Raw genomic sequence first — 17,215 nt, 5'->3', positions numbered from 1 at the left:
AACACACCAACACCACATTGATGTCACGCAAAGCGACGAAACGTTACCGGGAAAGGCTCGGTGTGAACGTCATGGATGGGCTCGACGCGACGATCGTCAACATCGCCGGTCCGACCATCCACCTCGACCTGGGCGGCGGGACCAACACGGTGCAGTGGCTCAGCGCCGGCTACACGCTGACCTTCGGCCGTACTGCTCATCGCCGGCGCCCGGCTGGGCGACATCCTCGGCCGCTGCCGGCTGTTCCTCGTGGGATCAGCCGGGTTCACCGTCTTCTCCGCTGCGTGCGCGCTCGCGTCGGGCATCAGCGTGCTCATCGGGTTCCGCGCACTGCAGGGCGCCTTCGGTGCGCTGATGATCCCGCAGGGCTTCGGCCTGATGCGCGAGGTCTTCGGCGACGAGGAGTTCGACAAGGCGACCGGCATGTTCGGCCCCGCGATGGGCCTGCCCTTGGTCGCCGCGCCGATCCTCGGCGGCGCGCTCGTCGACGCGAACCTGTGGGGCACCGGTTGGCGTCTGGTCTTCTTGATCAACGTGCCGATCGGTCTGGTGTCCTTTGTGCTCGCGCTGCGAACGTTGCCCCGCGGTGCCAGCCACTCGGGCATGAAGCTCGACGTCGGTGGTGTCTGGCTGATCGGCCTGGCACTGGTCGCGATCATCTACTCGCTGATCCAAGGACAGCCCGAGGGCTGGACCGCCTGGACCTTCGTGCTGCTTGCCGCGGGGCTGGTGCTGCTGTTGGTCTTCGTGGCGTGGGAGAAGCGTCGTAAGTCCGACGCGTTGATCGAACCGTCGCTGCTGACCAATCACAACTATCTCAGCGGCGTCGCCGTGGCACTCGGGCTGTTCGGTGCCTTCGCTGGCGTACTGCTGTGTGTGTCCCTCTACGGCCAACTCGGTGAGGGCTGGTCGCCCATCCACGCCGGCCTCACGTTGACGCCGATGGTCATCGGGATGATCGCCGGCATGTTGGGCGGGACAGCGGCCGCCCGGCTCGGGCGCCACGTGTTGTACATCGGCCTGCTGATCATGGCCACCGGTGCCGCGGTCCTCGCCCTCGCGCTCACCGGCGCTGACGCGGGCTCGTCGTGGGACCTGCTGCCCGGACTGCTCCTGGTCGGCATAGGCGCAGGAGCGAGCTTTGGTCAGCTGTACCCCTTCATCTTGTCAAGCGTGTCCATGCGCGAGGTCGGTTCGGCCTCGGGGGTGCTGGAGGCGACGCAGCAGTTGTCGACCTCATTCGGTGTCGCGGTCCTCGGCACGATCTTCTTGTCCAGCTTCGCTCATCACCCTCCGACCCACGCACTGCAGATCACCGCATGGGCGTGCATGACACCCCTGGCGATCGCGTTCGCGCGCGTGTTCCGCCTCCCGGCACACGCGCGGGGAAAAGCTGCCACCGACACCTCTGACACGCGGACCCCGACCTCTGCGGCTACCTGACTAACTGGCGAAGGTGAGCGCCTCGTCGCGGCGGGACTGGAAGTCCTTGCCCTTGCAGTCGGCGACCAGGGCGGCGAGCTGGTCGAGCTCGAGCAGGGGCGCCACCGTCTCGCCGATCTTCGGGGGTTCCATCCGTTCTATCGGCGAGGTGTCGATCTCCTCCTCGTCGATCAGCCACAGAAAGAACTGCTGCAGGCTCCGGAATGCCTGGTTCACGGTCGAGTCCGACCGGCCGTCCGGACACCGCGGCGTCCGCTCCGACTTGAAAGCGAGCAGGAAGCGTTCGACGCGCCCGCGGGTGATCTCGGCGGCCTCGCCGGGCCGGTAGACCGGCATTTCCTCGGCGCCGTCCAGTCGGCCGGCCCCGGTGGCAGTGACGTCATCCAGTTGACGAACGCGGTGCCGGCCTTGCGGTAGGCGGTCAGGGTCTCCCGGCTGCGGCCCGCGGTCGCCAGGCTCTGCTCCCAGCCGTCGAGCAGGAGCCGCCAGACGGGATCCGCCCCGTCGATGATCTCTACCATGGCGAGTGAAATTACCATCTCGTGCAACGCTGAGCTTGACGGAAGCGGCTGCAATTACTAGGTTGCACGCCTGGTCAGAGCTGCGATGTGCGCCCGGCAGGGATCGAACCTGCGACCTGGTGCTTAGAAGGCACTCGCTCTATCCACTGAGCTACGGGCGCGTTGGCACAGGATGGGCCTACCGGGAAGCTCCATCCAGGGTAGACCCAGGGTAGCAAGCCCTGACCAGGCGCCGGACACGTGGGGACACGTCGCCGGCCGGTCCGTCGGGGCGACGACGTGGGGGGTGGGGGCGGGGTGTCCGCGCCCCGGTTCGCTGGTCCGATCGGGCCATGCCGGGGACGAGGAAATCGGAGCGCGGGACCTCGGGCGCGGGGGCTGAGAGTCGGGAGGCCAGAGAGTCAGGAGGCCAGGCGGGACAGGTCGGTGAACTCGTCGTCGGTGAGCTCGACGCCGGCCGCGCCGATGTTCTCCTCCAGATGGGCCACCGACGACGTGCCCGGAATCGGCAGTATCACGGGGGAGCGGCGCAGCAACCAGGAGAGGGCGAGCTGGGCGGGGCTGGCGCTGTGGTGCTTGGCGGCGGCGTCGAGGACGCTGCCGGGCAGGGCGAGCCGGCCGGTGTCGACCGGGTTCCACGGGATGAAGCCGATACCCTCCCGATCGGAGTAGTCGAGGACGTCCTCGGCGGTCCGATGGGCGAGGTTGTAGCGGTTCTGCACGCTGACGATCGGCACCAGGGCGCGGGCATGGGCCAGTTCGGCGACGCTGACCTCGGACAGGCCGATGTGGCGGATCTTCCCTTCCTCCTGCAGCGCGCGCAGCTCACCAAGGGAGTCCTCGACGGGGGTGTCGGGGTCGATGCGGTGGAGCTGGTAGAGGTCGATCCGCTCCAGCTTCAGCCGGCGCAGCGACATCTCCACCTGTTGGCGCAGGTAGGCGGGACGGGCGACGGGAGTCCACCGGTTCGGTCCCTGCCGGGTCAGGCCGCCCTTGGTCGCGATGACCAGCCCCTCGGGGTAGGGGTGCAGCGCTTCGGCGATCAGCTCCTCGCTGACGTGCGGGCCGTAGGAGTCGGCGGTGTCGATGAAGTTCACCCCGAGCTCCACCGCCCGCCGCAGCACGGCGCGGGCCTCGTCCGGATCGGCGGGGGGACCCCAGATGCCGCGACCGGTGATGCGCATGGCGCCGAACCCGAGTCGGGTGATCGGCAGGTCGCCACCGAGCAGGAAGGTGCCGCTGCCGGTGGCCGTGGTGGCGCCGTCCGGGCTGGTGGTTGAGCTGGTCGTGGTTGTCGACATCGCTGTCCTCCGGTTACGATGGTGCTGGTGGGCAATTACGTCAGCGGGACGTGATCGCCGGGTATCGGGTCGGGCGGGTGAACGCCGGTCCGGGTACCGCATCGTCAGCTCGGGCCATGGCCGGGCGTCTCGCCGACTCACGGATCGGCAACCGGGCGTCTGGGGACGGTGTTCCCGCTCCGGTCGTCCGTATTGCTCGTCTGGCCCGAACGGGGCCCGGCTGGGATGGTCCGAAGCGGGGATGCGCAGGCTGTGGACGGACGCCGGTTATCCACAGCCCGACGGTCGGGGCTTCCGAAATCGCCCCTCGCGGCCCACAGTGGAACGACGCCGACGCATTGCCGCGCCGGCACCTTCCTCCCTGACCCGAGGAGCACGCCATGCTGGACACGACCATCACCCTCGTCGACAACCCGGAGCACCGGACGACGACGAACGGCGCCTCGGTATGCAGCTTTCGCCTCGCCTCCACCCCGCGCCGCTTCGACCGTTCCGAGAATCGGTGGGTCGATGGTGCGACCCTGTTTCTGCGAGTGTCCTGCTGGCGGCAGCTGGCCGACAACGTCGCCGAGAGCCTCGCGCGCGGGGACCGGGCGCTGGTCTACGGCCGGCTACACCAGCGTTCGTTCGAGACGAGCGAGGGGGAGCGGCGCGTCAGCTACGAGATCGACGCCGACGCCATCGGCACGGAGCTGACCTGGCACGCGGCGCGTTCCCAGCGGCTCACCCGGAGGTCCGCCGTGTCCGCCATGCCCGCCGCACCCGCCGTCACCCCGGTCGCGGACAACGGGCTCCGTCTGCCCGGCGGTGGGCCGCTGGTCGACCTGAGCGAGTCGGCCCTCGGCGAGCGGCCGGAGCCGGAGCCCCTCGCGTCGATGGCGCTGACCGGCGGCGGGGAGAAGCTGGTCCATTCCGCGGCGTGGGACGGGCAGCCGATCGGAGTCGCCGCGATCGGGTCGCCCTCGGCCGGCCTGGTGTCGGGGGTTTCCGTGCCGCTGGCCACGGCGGCGCGGGCCGACGGACTGGGCGCAGGGAGTGCAGGGGCCACGTCCTTCCCGTCCGGAGCGGGTGCGAACGGGTCGCCGTGGCGGTCGTTCTCCACTGCCGCTGAGCAGCGCTGATCGCCTCATATCCCAAGGTGACCCATTGGGTAATGGCGGGGTGGCCCTGCCGCCGCTCCTGCCGCCGACGCTGGGTAGCGTTCCGGTGGTGAGTAGCCGGCACGAGAGCAGGCAGCGCATACCCGCGCACGCCGGGCCGGACTCCGGTTCAGTGATGCCGGCCGTCCCGGCGCAGCGGGCAGTCCGGGTGAGGGTCCCCACGGGCAGCGGCGGGGAGTCAGGCGGAGATACCCTCGGCCGGCGACTGCTAGGCCGCCTCGCCGCTGTCCCAGGGGCCGCGCGGTACGTCGCCGTGCTTGCCGTCCTGAGCGCGGCCGCCGCCCTCGCGCTGCGGCACACCGTCTTCCCCCTGCTGTCGGTCAACAACGACGAGGGCATCTACCTGTTGCATGCTCGGACGCTGGCCGAGGGCAGGCTGTTCCCGCCCGCGCCGCATCCCGCGCAGTCCTACCTGCCGTGGCTCGGCACCGTCGTCGACGATCACTACGTTCTGAAGTACACGCCCTTCGTGCCCGCGGTCTTCGCGGCCAGCCTGTTCGTCGCGGGCAGCATCGATCCGGCGCTCGCCGTGATCGCGGCGGTGGCGGTTGTCGTCACCTACCTGCTCGGCGTCGAACTGTCGGGCAGCCGCAGGGTCGCGGCGCTGTCCGCGACCCTGCTCGCCCTGTCCCCGCTGGTCCTCCTGCAGAGCGCCATGGTGCTCAGCTATCTGCCGGCGCTGGTCCTGCTTCAGGCGACCGTGCTCGGGGTGCTGCGGGGCCGGCGGTCCCACCACGCGCCGCCCTTGGTGGGCGCCGGGGTCGCGCTCGGCGTCGCCGCGGCGGTGCGGCCGTACGACGTCGTGCTGCTGCTGGCGCCCTTCGCGCTCTGGCTGCTGGCGTCCTGCGCCGGGCGGCGCTGGTGGCTGCTGCGCTGGCTGCTGTGCGGCCTGGCCGTGCCGGTGGTGATCGTGCTGCTCACGAACGCGGCGGCGACCGGGAACCCGTTACGCCTGCCGTTCGCGCTGCTCGAACCCGACGATCGGATCGGCTTCGGGCGGCGCAGGCTCTACCCGGCCGATGGGCGCCACGACTTCGGCTTCACCGAGGGCCTGAGCTCCGTCGGGGACCATCTGTGGCTGCTCGGCGGCTGGGCCTTCGGCGGCGTCGTGCTCGCGGTGGCGGCGCTCGCGGCCGGGGTGCGGCGGCGGCTGTCCGGACCAGCCGCGATGCTGGGCCTCGGCGGACTGCTGTTCCTGATCGGGTACGTCGGCTTCTGGGGAGCGTGGAACGCCGCCGAGCTGTGGGGCGGCATCCATTACGTCGGCCCCTTCTACATGGTTCCCGTTCTCATCCCGCTCGTGCATCTCGGCGCGTCCGGATCCGCGTGGGGCGCGGCGGCCCTGGTCGCCCGTGGCCGCCGGCTCGGGCTCGCCGTGCTCGTCCCCGTCGTCGCCGCCGTCGTCGCTCTCACGATCGTCGTTCTCGCCGCGGCGGTGCGTGACAACCTCACGTTGACCGGCAACGACCGGGATCTGCGCGCCATGATGCGCAGGCTGCCGCGGCGGCCGCTGGTGTTCGTCGCGGCCAACCCGGCCTTCCTCGGCCATCCCACCCCCGTGACGGCCAACGGCCCGGATCTCGACGACCCGGTGCTGTATGCGATCGCCCGCGGCAACGACGACCTCATCGTGGCCGCGGATCATCCCGAACGGCCGGCCTACCTGCTGCGCCTCGCCCCCGCGTACGACCAGTCGCCCGGGTCGTCGTCGACGGCGCGGGTCGAGCGGCTCGCGGTCCGGACGGGGGATCGGGTGGCGGCGACGATCGCCGTTTCGCCCGGCGCCACCCCGCGCGGGGCGCGGTCCGCCCGGCTCGTGCTCACCGCCGGAAGGACCCGGCTGTCCATCCCCGTGGACCCGCGAGCCGCGACGTCCCTGACGGTCACCGTCGACGCCGACGGCCTCGACGCGGACGACGTCGACCTCGACGACTCGCAGCCGGCTCGTCCGGGCACGGCCCGCCGATCGCCCGCCCGCCCGACCACGACGGTGGTCCGCAACGGCCGCGGTACCTCCGTCACGGTGACGCTGTACGCGACGGACCGTCAGGGGCGCGAGCGCGGCGTCGACCAGCAGATCCTCCCCGTGCGGCTCGCCGGCGCCCGAGCTGCGCCGGACCCGGGCGGCGAGCCGGCGGTCACGGTGCTCGGATCGGTGGGGCAGGTCGACGAGATCGGCACAGGTGCCCGTCCGCCGCTGCGCATCACCCTCGCCGGCGCCCCCCGGAAGCCGACGCGACAAGGAAAATAAGGAGGATAAAGGAGGATAAGGGAGATAAAAGGCCGCCCAGGATCGGCGATCAGTCGATGCGGCGGATCGGGGGCGGCGTGTACGTGCCGTCGAGGACGTCCTCGACGGGGCCGTAGATCCGCAGCGCGGGGCGGAAGTCGCCGGTCGCCGCGGGCAGCCAGTCGGCCTGCTCGACCTCGTCGGCCGGGGGATCGCTCTGGATGCGGACGCGGACCGAGCCGTCCGGGCCGCGACGCAGGCCGCGGCTTCGGCTGCCCACGCAGTACCGGTGCTGGGGATTGTCCACCAGGTAGTACTCGGGGGCGTCGTACATCGTCACCGACCAGGACGCCGCCGGGGGCGGCGGCGCCAGGTCGAGCAGGTAGCGGTGCGCGCCCGTCAGGCGGCGGCCCTCGGCATCCACCAGGCAGGTCGCCTCGATGCATTCGTAGCCGTGGGTCGCGCCGATCGGCTGGCGCGCCATCATCGCCCGGGCCAGCCGGGCCTGGACGCGGTCGGTCATCCGCCACGCCGGCTCGTCGCGGGTCCCCAGGCCCAGATGGTCCAGGTTGAAGTCGAGGGCATGCGGGGAGCTCGACCAGCCGTTGCTCAGCGTCCGCCCGGCGTGGGCGACGCGTTCCAGTCGATCGCGGCCGGCGCGCAGCCCGCCGCGCAGCGACCAGGCCAGCGCCGGATCGGGATCGACATACGGCGAGGGATCGTCGAGGATCCCGAGCGGGGCGAACCGGCGGGCATGGTCGGCCTCGGCCGGCGGCGGGGGACAGGCCCGCAGCCAGATCCGCAGCTCCTCCCAGAACCGCAGGTCGTCGCAGACGCTCTTCGAATGCTCCGGCGGTCCCTCCGCCCGGCGCGCGCCCGGATCCAGGGGACTCAGCCGGAGCTCGTCCTGCAGGCCGTGGACCGTGCGGGCGTCGGCCGGGTCGTCGAAGCCGAACCGGCCGATCACGGTCAGCAGGCGGGTCGGCGTCTCGATGCGGATCAGATCCGGCGGCGTGCCCTGCGCCCAGCCAGGCGGAACCAGCACGTAGGCGCCGCCGCGCCCGGCGCCGGTCCGCCGCCCCACGTACGCGAAGTTGTTGCGCCAGGCGTCGACGAACAGCAGCAGGCTGTATCGATCACCGCTGTCCGGGACGGACAGGACCAGCGGACCCGGCGCGAGGTCCACCTGCGCCACCGAGTGCAGCACGTCCGCGTGGACGCCGACGAACTGCGAGTGTGGGCCCGGCAGATCCCGTATGTGGGCGAAGGCATTGAACCCGGCGGGCGCGAGCGGCCCGATCCCCCCGTCGGCGAACCGACCGCTCAGCCGGACGGTGCTCACCAGCGGGAAGCCGAAGACGTAGGCCTCGGCCGCGAGCCCGAAGCGATGATCATCTGCACGCATGCCCCGCCGTCCCGCCGCCTCTCGCCGTTCGGTGTCGAGCCTCGTACCGTCCGTGCCCGCAATCCGGTGGATGTATCCCATCGGTGGCGCGAGGGCAGGGCCGAGTGGCGGTTGCGGGCGGCGGGCGGGCACCCCATCGATCACCGCCGCGAGGTTGGCCGCCGCGATGCCCTAGGGTTGACGACATGGCGCAGTACGTCTTCCAGTTGCGCAAAGCGCGCAAGGCCCACGGTGACAAGGTCATCCTCGATGATGTGACCCTGGCATTCCTGCCCGGAGCGAAGATCGGGGTGGTCGGTCCGAACGGGGCGGGGAAGTCGTCCCTGCTCAAGATCATGGCTGGGCTCGACCATCCGAGTAACGGCGAGGCGATCCTCAGTCCCGGCCACTCGGTGGGCATGCTCGCCCAGGAGCCGGCGCTCGACGAGACCAAGGACGTCCGCGGCAACGTCGAGGACGGCGTGCGCGAGATCCGCCGGGTGCTCGCCCGCTACGAGGAGATCAACGAGAAGATGTCCGCGCCCGACGCGGACTTCGACTCGCTGCTCGGCGAGCAGGCCGAGCTCATCGACAAGATCGAGGCCGGCAACGCCTGGGAGCTCGACAGCCAGCTCGGCCAGGCGATGGACGCGTTGCGGCTGCCCCCGGGCGACGCCGACGTGTCGCTGCTGTCCGGCGGCGAGCGGCGCCGGGTCGCGCTGTGCAAGCTGCTGCTCGAGGCGCCTGACCTGCTGCTGCTCGACGAGCCGACCAACCATCTCGACGCGGAGAGCGTCGCCTGGCTCGAGCAGCACCTTGCCCGCTATGCCGGCGCCGTGCTCGCCGTCACCCACGATCGGTACTTCCTCGACAACGTCGCCGGCTGGATCCTCGAGCTCGACCGGGGCCGCGCCCACGCCTACGAGGGCAACTACACCACCTACCTGGAGGCCAAGGCGGGCCGCCTGAAGGTCGAGGGCCAGAAGGACGCCAAGCGGCGCCGGGTCCTCGCCCAGGAACTCGAGTGGGTCCGCTCCAACCCGAAGGCCCGCCAGACCAAGAGCAAGTCACGGCTGTCCCGCTACGAGGAGCTGGCCGCCGAGGCGGACCGGGCCCGTCCGCGCGACTTCGAGGACATCCAGATCCCGCCCGGCCCGCGGCTGGGCAACCAGGTCATCGAGGCCAAGAGCCTGGCCAAGGGATTCGACGGCCGTCTGCTCATCGAGGATCTGTCGTTCACCCTGCCGCGCGGCGGCATCGTCGGCGTGATCGGTCCCAACGGCGTCGGCAAGACCACGCTGTTCACGATGGTCACCGGGCAGGCGAACCCCGACGCGGGCAGCCTCATCCTCGGCGACACCGTCGACATCGCCTACGTCGACCAGTCCCGGGCCGGCCTCGACCCGAAGAAGAACGTCTGGCAGATCGTCTCCGACGGCCTCGACCACATCGTCGTCGGCAAGGTCGACTTCCCCAGCCGGGCGTACGTGTCGTCGTTCGGGTTCAAGGGGCCCGACCAGCAGAAGCCCGTCGGGGTGCTGTCCGGTGGCGAGCGCAACCGGCTCAACCTCGCCCTGACCCTCAAGCGCGGCGGTAACGTCCTGCTCCTCGACGAGCCCACCAACGACCTCGACGTGGAGACGCTGCGGTCGCTGGAGGAGGCGCTGCTGGAGTTCGCCGGCTGCGCCGTGGTCATCTCCCACGATCGCTGGTTCCTCGACCGGGTCGCCACCCACATCCTCGCCTGGGAGGGCACCGACGAGGACCCGGCCCGCTGGTTCTGGTTCGAGGGCAACTTCGCCGACTACGAGGCCAACAAGATCGAGCGGCTCGGCCAGGAGGCCGCCCGCCCGCATCGCGTCACCTACCGCAAGCTGACCCGCGACTGACGCCCCGCCGTCGCCCGAGCGGGAAATCCCGCCCGGGCGGCGGTTGCCGGTGGCGCTGGGGCGGCGAGCTCAGCCGGGGCGGTTCTGCAGCGAGTTCGCCGCCATCTGCAGATAGTCCCAGAGCGTCTTGTGCTGGTCGGGCGGCAGGCCCAGGGAATCGACCGCCGCGCCCATCACGGCGAGCCAGGCATCGCGCTGCACCGGGCCGATCGCGAACGGCACGTGCCGCATCCGCAGCCGCGGGTGGCCCCGCAGCTCCTGATAGTCACTCGGGCCGCCCCAGTACTGGATGAGGAACAGGCGCAGGCGCTCCTCCGCACCCGCCAGATCCTCCTCCGGGTACAGCGGGCGTAGCACTGGGTCATTCGCCACCCCCTGGTAGAACCGTGCGACCAGGGCGCGGAACGTCGGCTCCCCGCCGACGGCATCGAAAAGGGTCGTCGTGGGCTGGGCCGGGGTGTGGGGCTGGCTCACGCATCCATTGTGCGTCACATCGGCGTGCGTCCGGACCGCCGGTAGGATCTCAGCCGTCGCGGGGCGCGATCCACGCCGTGGTATCCGGGGGCAGGGTCAGCGTCGCGCCGTCATAACCCACAGGTCCGCTCGCGAGCACCAGCCGGCCGGCGAGGTTGATCGTGGCCTCCCGCCCTACCGACATAACGCATGTCATTCGCGCCGGTCCCACCGAGGTGGGCGCCCCTGGGGTCGCCCGTTCGAGGGTCGCCGCGCAGGTGCGGCAGGGCCCGGCGCAGCGCGAGCGCCCCGCGCGGGAGCCGCCAGGTCGACATCGGATCGCCGGCCTGCGCGAGCACCGCGAGTCCGGCCCAGCCGGGCGGCTGCGGCAGCCACGGGTCGACTCCGTCCGCGGTGAACCCGTACGGCGGCGCGTCGCCCGACCAGGGCAGCGGCACGCGGGCGCCGTCCCGGCCCGGCAGAGTGCCCCCCGAGCGTGCGAACGTCGGGTCCTGACGTGCCACCGGCGGCACGTCGGCCTGCGGCAGCGCCAGCTCGTCACCCTGGTAGAGCACGGCGACGCCGGGCAGGGCGAGTAGGGTCAGCAGCGCCGCCCGGGCGCGGCGCGTGCCCACCTCCCCGCCCCCGTAGCGGGTCACCGGCCGCACCACGTCGTGGTTGGCCAGCACCCAGGTGGCTGGCGCGCCCACCGCCGCGAGCGCCGTGCGTTCGGTGTCGATCACCGTTCGCCATGCCGGCGCCGACCATGGAGCGGTCAGCAGGGAGAAGGAGAACGTCAGGTGCAGCTCGTCGGGTCGGACGTACCGGGCCAGGCGCGCCGGGTCGCGTACCCAGGTCTCCCCGATCAGCACCCGGGGGCGGCCGTCCCGGGTGTGGTACTCGTCGGTGATCGCCCGCCAGGTCCGATAGATCGCGTGCACGCCGTCCTGATCCCAGACCCGCGGTTCGCCATCCTCTCGGAACCCGCTGTCGTCGAGCATCAGGCCGGGCGGGTTGTCGCGCAGCTCGCCGTCCTTGACCAGGCCGTGGCTGACGTCGATGCGGAAGCCGTCGACGCCCCGGTCGAGCCAGAAGCGCAGGGTCGCCTCGTGATCGGCCCGCACCGCGGGGTGATCCCAGTTCCAGTCGGGCTGCCCGGGGTCGAACAGGTGCAGGTACCACTGGCCGTCGGGAACCCGGGTCCAGGCCGGGCTGCCGAAGACGGACATCCAGTTGTTCGGGGGCTCGCCGCCGTCGGGTCCCCGCCCGTCGCGGAAGATGTACAGCTCTCGCTCGGGTCCGCCCGGCGGGGCCGCCAGCGCCGCCTGGAAGGCCGGATGGGCCGAGCTGGAATGGTTCGGGACGAGATCGACGAGGACGGCGAGACCGACCTCGGCGGCGTCGGCGAGCAGCGCGTCGAGGTCGGCGAGGCTGCCGAACAGCGGGTCCACATCGCGGTGGTCGGCGACGTCGTAGCCATGGTCGGCCATCGGCGACCGGTAGAAGGGCGTGATCCACAGGGCGTCCACGCCCAGCTCCGCGAGGGCCGGCAGGTGCTGGCGCAGCCCGGTGAGGTCGCCGACGCCGTCACCGTCCGAGTCGGCGAAGCTGCGCAGGTACACCTCGTACAGCACGGCCCGTCGCCACCAGCCGGCATCCCGGTCACCAATGCTGTCCGGAGACGAGCGGGGAGTTTCCCCCCCGTCACCAGACCTCGATCCACTCGTGTAATAGTCAGTATTGGAATGATGTATCCCCATGTGATCCTTTCTTCTGCCCCGGGCCCCGCGCGCCCGGTGTCCCGGGCTGTTCCGCCGCGGCGGCCGTCCGGCCGCCCAGGCGCGACACATGCTCCTCCGGCGCAGGATCGGCTGCGGCAAAGCCGGCTTGCGGGTGCGAAGGGATGGCGATGGGGTACCGCTCCCGGCTCGGGTCGAGATTCTCGCCAGGCGCGATATCCGGTTACCGAACTAGACTTCCGCGGGTGGACCAGGTGACTGGCCGTTACGGCGTAGTCCCGGGAGTCGGATCCGGTCGGGGGCGGGAGGATCCAGCCCCGACGTCTGGATCCGTCACCGGGGATTCGTCCGGCGTGTCCGCGATCACCGTCGCGGCGGATGCCGAACTCGATCGCAGTTCGCGGGGGGGCGGCCCGAATGTCGCAGCAGGTGCGCCGCTTGGCGGCCGCGGGGTTGCGCGGCGGGTGGGGGATCGCCCGCGCGCTGCGGGGTGGCCTGAGCGGCGATGGCAGGGGGGCGCCGGACGCCTCGCCGTCGTTGTTCCTGGCCGACGCCGGCCTCGTCCTCGCCGGCACCCTCGATCCGGAACACGTCCCGGATCTGCTCGCCGGGCTCGCGGTGCCGCGTTTCGGCACCGGGGCGATGGTCTGGGTGCGCGACGGAGACGACGTGCGGCTGGATGCCAGCGTCTTCGTCGATCCGAAGGTTGACAAGATCATGCGGGCGGTCGTCGCGGTCCGCCATCCCACGCTCGCCGACGACTTCCCGCCCGGCATCGTGCTGCGCAACGGGCAGACATACTGCCTGCCCGACTTCGACAGAGTGCGGGCCTCGCTGTCGTTTCCGCACGAGCCCGTCTACCAGCAGTTCCGCCGCATCCAGGGCGGCCCGACGGTTAACGTGCCACTGTCGGTGCACGGGCGGATCCTCGGCGCCATCACCGTCGGCCGCCGCGCGGGCTTCTACACCAACGCCGAGGTCTCCCTGCTGGAGGATCTGGCCCGCCGCGGCGCCCTCGCGCTGGACAACGCCCTGCGCTTCAAGGAGGCTCAGGAGTCCGCGCTGACCCTGCAGCGCTCGCTGCTGCTGGCCCATCCGCCCGCCCTTGAGGGCGTCGAGATCGCCATGGAGTACCGTCCGGGGACGGCAGGTACCGAGGTCGGCGGCGACCTCTACGACGTGATCCCGCTGTCCGGCGGCCGGGTGGGGGTCGCCATCGGCGACGTGATGGGCCGCGGGCTGCGGGCCGCCGCGGTGATGGGCCAGCTCCGCGCGGCCCTGCGGGCCTATGCGCTGGAGGACTGGTGCCCCGCGGAGGTCCTCACCCGGCTGGATCGGGTCGTCGGCCTGCTCCCCGGCCTGCAGCTGGCCACCTGCATATACGCGGTCTACGACCGGCACACCGGGCGGGCGACCATCGCCAACGCCGGGCACCCCGCCCCGCTGGTGATTCTCCCCGACGAGGACCCGGACTACCTGGTGCTCGACCCGGGCCTGCCGCTCGGCGTCGGCGAGGGCGGCGGCTTCACCGAGACGACGGTGACGCTGCCGCCGGGGTCGGCGCTGGTGATGTTCACCGACGGACTGGTGGAGTCGCGGCGCCGGCCGCTGGTCGACGGCCTGGAAAACCTGCGCTGCGGGTTGATCGAGCAGCGCGCCCGGGTGGCCGCCGCGCGGTCCGGCCTGGCGGCGGCGGACGGCACCCCCGACGACGATCGCCGGGCGACCGCCGCGGACGGAGGTGCGGCCGGTGCGGCGGCCGGTGGGCCGAGTGGGGCGTCGACCGGTGTCTGGATCGACCGGCGGGCGCCCGGGCCCTCTCTCGGACCGTCGCCGGGCATGGCCGACCGCCGCAGCGGCCGGGAACGTCGTACCGGCCCGGACCGCCGAGCCGGGGAGAATCTCCGCGCCGGCGGGGATCGCCGCGCTGGGGCCGACCGGCGCCGCCGGACCCGCGGCGACAGCTTCGCCGCGCGGAGCTGGTTCGGCCCGGACACAGTCGCCGGCACCGGCGAGGGCCCCACGGAGGAGACGGCCCGTTCGCTACTCGAACGCTGCCTGATCGCCGCCGACCTGCCGGCTCGCACCGACGACGACACGGCTGTGCTGGTGCTGACCACCCAGTCCGTGAACCCGCCGCTGCTCGAACTGGCGCTGCCCGCGGTGGCCGCCTCCGCCGGGCAGGCCCGGATGGCGATGCGCGACGTCATGCTCGACTACGGCATCACCGCGGTGGACGACGCGACGCTGCTGGTCAGCGAGGTGGTGACGAACGCGGTCCTGCACGCGCGCAGCGACCTGGTGCTGCGGGCGTCGCTGGAGCCCGGCCGGCTGCGGATCAGTGTCGAGGACCGCGAGGGCGGACACCTGCCGCGGCCGGGCGCGGCGGCGGAGAACAAGCCCGACCCCGAGTCGGGCTGGGGCCTGCTGCTGGTGGAGGCGCTGTCGCTGGCCTGGGGAGTCGAGACCACCCCGGGCGGCAAACGGGTCTGGTTCGACATCGAGATCCCCGACGTGCCGGGAGGTGGCGTCATGGGCCGGCTGCCGGCCGGATCCGAACCGCCGCCAGGGGCCGATCCGCCGGGGCGCGGGGCGTTTCCCCCCGACCCGCCGGCCCAGGGCCGCTGCCAGACCTGACCGCACCTGTCCGGGCGACCGGGCAGGCGCTCGGTGAGGTAGCGCAGCAGGTGGACAGGTCGCCGTCGTCGTTCGACGGGCTCAGCCCGCCGAGGTAGCCGGTCGCTCCGGTGACGAGGATGCGCACACGGGCTACCTGCCCAGCAGCGATGCGGCGTACCCGGGACCGGGTGGGCGGGGGCGGGTGGGTGCCTCAGGCCGAGGCGGCCTCGGTTACATCCGTGCTCAGGTAGGCCGACCAGCGCGGGTCCATCCGCCGGGACCCCAGAATGCGCCAGGCGGCTCCGCTCGGCGCTCGGGGAGCCGTGCGGAGCCGCCAGCCAAGATCAGCCACGGCGCGGTCGGCTTTGACGTGGTTGCAGCGACCGCAGGCCGCCACGACGTTCTCCCACACGTGCGGGCCCCCGCGGGACCGCGGAACGACATGGTCCAGCGATGTTGCCGGCGCATTGCAGTACACGCACCGGTGATGATCGCGCGCCAATACGCCCTTGCGGGTCAGTGGGACCTGTGAGCGGTATGGAACCCGGACGAAACGCGCTAACCGGACCACGATCGGGACATCGACGGCCATCGTCGAGGACCGAAGAACCTGGCCCGCCGATTCGACCATCACGGCCTTGTCGGTCAGGACCAGGACCAGCGCGCGCCTTTGCGATACCACGCACAGGGGTTCGTACGTGGCATTGAGAACCAGCGCCTCTGCCACGCGCCGACCTCCTGCCCACCGAGGGCCCTTTGCGGGCCGTTCTGCCCAGCGTCTCCGGTGACAATGGACAGTCAACCGTCTTCGGCGGCAGAACGCGAGCCTGTTTGCATGGTCATCGGCATTCTCACCGTGGCGCTGCACATAGCTGGTGGTCTTTGTCACTCTCTGCCCACCATTTGGTGAGGTTCTGACTACTCACCGTCGACCAGTCGTCGGCGGGGGCATCATTGCGGCGCGTGGCCGCCCGTCGGCTCGATCCGGGGGGCGGGCACCGATGGGCCGCCCCCATGGGCGAGACTGACCTGCGATCGTCGCCCCCGGGGTCGTGGGCGCGTCAGGCTGCGGATCGGCCGGCTCGGGGGTGTCACGACCACCATGACCAACGGAACCGACAGGAAGGATGGCCGACGTCGTGACGCCCGCCCCGTCTCTGCTGGCTCAACCGCTCATCCCCGGGCTGGGGATGCTGCTGTCAGCCTCGCCGTCACCCACCGAACAGTCGGGCATGCTGTCCGCTGCCGTGGCGACCACCCCGCTGCCCTCGCCGAGTCCGTCGGCGACCACGGATCCGCTGGTCTCGTTCGAGGGGGTCGCCAACGCCCTGCGCGACGCCTGCGGGACCAGCCCCGGGCTGCTGTGCCGCACTGTCTATAACGCTACGCACAGTAACTATCTTGCCTCCGGCGCTGAGGTGTTCCTGGGCACCCCGATCAGGATCATCCTCACCCTGCTGATCGCCCTCGTGGTGCGGGCGCTGCTGCACCGGTTCATCCGGCGGACCACGGAACGGGCCGGTTCCGGCGGTGGTGGCGGGTTCTTCCGCGGTTCCCGCGCCGGGACGCTGCTGGGCGCGTTCGGGGACCCGACGGTGCTGATGGAAAGGCGCCGGCAGCGGGCCGCAACAGTCGGTTCGCTACTGCGCAGCGTGACCTCCATCTTCGTCTTCGGGCTGGCATTCCTGAGCGTCCTGGGCGAGCTGGGCATCAATCTCGCGCCGATCGTCGCCAGCGCCGGAGTACTGGGAATCGCCGTCGGTTTCGGTGCGCAGAACCTCGTCCGTGACTTTCTGTCTGGGATGTTCATGCTGCTTGAAGACCAGTACGGCGTGGGTGACGTCATCGATGTCGGCCCCGTCTCGGGCACCGTCGAGGCGGTGAGCCTGCGGATGACGAGATTGCGCGATGTCGAGGGAACCGTCTGGTACGTCCGTAATGGTGAAATCACTCGTATCGGTAACAAAAGTCAGCAGTGGGCGCGGACCGTGCTCGACGTCCCGCTCGACTACGACACCGAGGTCGCCGCGGCCAAGAGGGTGCTCGCCCGCACCGCCGACGCGCTGTGGGCGGACCCCACCTGGAGCAGCCTCATCCTCGCCGAGCCGGAGGTGTGGGGCATGGAAACCATGACGGCCGACGGCTACACCCTGCGCGTCGCCATCAAGACCCAGCCGCTGAAACAGTGGGAGGTGGCCCGCGAGCTGCGGGAGCGGGTGCGTACCGCGCTCGGTGACGCCGGCATCGCCCTCGGCACCGTCCAGCGCAGCGAGGTGACCGTCGTCGACGACGACGACGAGGACTCCGAGCGCAGCGGCGAGGAGGCGGAGGACGACGCGGGGATCGGCGCGCCAGCGCTGCCGGGCGGTGGCCAGGGCAACTCGATCACCGAGGACATGCCGCGGCCGCGGCTGGACCCGCCGAGCCCGTCGCGCTTCGGCTGAGCCCATCGGCGCGTCCTCATCGCCCGCCGGCG

Annotated in this window: 11 protein-coding genes, 1 tRNA gene and 1 pseudogene; 6 read left to right on the top strand and 7 right to left on the bottom strand. The window is 71.5% G+C overall.

Annotation, left to right across the window (positions count from 1 at the left end):
* Positions 1–192 precede the first annotated feature (192 nt).
* Positions 193–1,443 (top strand): MFS transporter, encoded by a 1,251-nt coding sequence (locus tag G6R25_RS06875; RefSeq protein WP_336500790.1) that lies wholly within the window; start codon positions 193–195, stop codon positions 1,441–1,443.
* Here the strand turns inward: G6R25_RS06875 and G6R25_RS06870 are convergent, their stop codons facing one another.
* The 3 genes from G6R25_RS06870 to G6R25_RS06860 form a co-directional block, all read right to left on the bottom strand.
* Complete coding sequence (locus G6R25_RS06870; protein ID WP_163552307.1) at positions 1,444–1,779, bottom strand: hypothetical protein; 336 nt, start codon at positions 1,777–1,779, stop codon at positions 1,444–1,446.
* A 273-nt stretch (positions 1,780–2,052) separates the two neighbouring features.
* Positions 2,053–2,125 (bottom strand) — tRNA-Arg (locus tag G6R25_RS06865).
* Between the two features lie 240 nt (positions 2,126–2,365).
* A complete protein-coding gene (locus G6R25_RS06860) occupies positions 2,366–3,265 on the bottom strand; it encodes an aldo/keto reductase (RefSeq protein WP_163552306.1) in 900 nt (299 codons plus the stop codon).
* A gap of 380 nt (positions 3,266–3,645) precedes the next feature.
* Between G6R25_RS06860 and ssb the strand changes: the two genes are divergently transcribed.
* Entirely contained in the window at positions 3,646–4,386 is a 741-nt protein-coding gene (gene ssb, locus G6R25_RS06855; RefSeq protein WP_163552305.1) for a single-stranded DNA-binding protein, read from the top strand.
* Between the two features lie 187 nt (positions 4,387–4,573).
* A complete protein-coding gene (locus G6R25_RS06850; protein ID WP_235947641.1) occupies positions 4,574–6,676 on the top strand; it encodes a DUF7846 domain-containing protein in 2,103 nt (700 codons plus the stop codon).
* Between the two features lie 49 nt (positions 6,677–6,725).
* Here the strand turns inward: G6R25_RS06850 and G6R25_RS06845 are convergent, their stop codons facing one another.
* On the bottom strand, positions 6,726–8,060 hold the full coding sequence (locus tag G6R25_RS06845; RefSeq protein ID WP_163552303.1) for a DUF1254 domain-containing protein: 1,335 nt from the start codon (positions 8,058–8,060) through the stop codon (positions 6,726–6,728).
* A gap of 185 nt (positions 8,061–8,245) precedes the next feature.
* On the opposite strand from G6R25_RS06845, the gene ettA reads away from it, so the two are divergent.
* Complete coding sequence (gene ettA, locus G6R25_RS06840) at positions 8,246–9,928, top strand: energy-dependent translational throttle protein EttA (RefSeq protein ID WP_163552302.1); 1,683 nt, start codon at positions 8,246–8,248, stop codon at positions 9,926–9,928.
* Between the two features lie 69 nt (positions 9,929–9,997).
* On the opposite strand, the gene G6R25_RS06835 is transcribed toward ettA, so the two are convergent.
* Together G6R25_RS06835 and G6R25_RS06830 are read right to left on the bottom strand one after the other, a co-directional pair.
* Positions 9,998–10,420, bottom strand: coding sequence for a globin (locus tag G6R25_RS06835; protein ID WP_163552301.1), 423 nt, complete (start codon positions 10,418–10,420; stop codon positions 9,998–10,000).
* A 31-nt stretch (positions 10,421–10,451) separates the two neighbouring features.
* A pseudogene (locus tag G6R25_RS06830) lies at positions 10,452–12,141 on the bottom strand (glycoside hydrolase family 13 protein).
* 396 nt (positions 12,142–12,537) lie between these two features.
* Between G6R25_RS06830 and G6R25_RS06825 the strand changes: the two are divergent.
* A complete protein-coding gene (locus G6R25_RS06825; RefSeq protein WP_163552300.1) occupies positions 12,538–14,757 on the top strand; it encodes an ATP-binding SpoIIE family protein phosphatase in 2,220 nt (739 codons plus the stop codon).
* A 193-nt stretch (positions 14,758–14,950) separates the two neighbouring features.
* Here G6R25_RS06825 and G6R25_RS06820 read toward each other — a convergent pair whose 3' ends face one another.
* Entirely contained in the window at positions 14,951–15,466 is a 516-nt protein-coding gene (locus G6R25_RS06820) for an HNH endonuclease (protein ID WP_163552299.1), read from the bottom strand.
* A 400-nt stretch (positions 15,467–15,866) separates the two neighbouring features.
* Here G6R25_RS06820 and G6R25_RS06815 point away from each other — a divergent pair, with 400 nt between their 5' ends.
* Positions 15,867–17,183: a mechanosensitive ion channel family protein gene (locus tag G6R25_RS06815; protein ID WP_136447258.1), complete on the top strand. Its 1,317-nt coding sequence runs from the start codon at positions 15,867–15,869 to the stop codon at positions 17,181–17,183.
* Positions 17,184–17,215 lie beyond the last annotated feature (32 nt).

The sequence above is a fragment of the Candidatus Frankia alpina genome (genome assembly GCF_902806485.1).
GTDB lineage: Bacteria > Actinomycetota > Actinomycetes > Frankiales > Frankiaceae > Frankia > Frankia alpina.
This window is presented reverse-complemented; position numbering and strand designations above follow the sequence as displayed.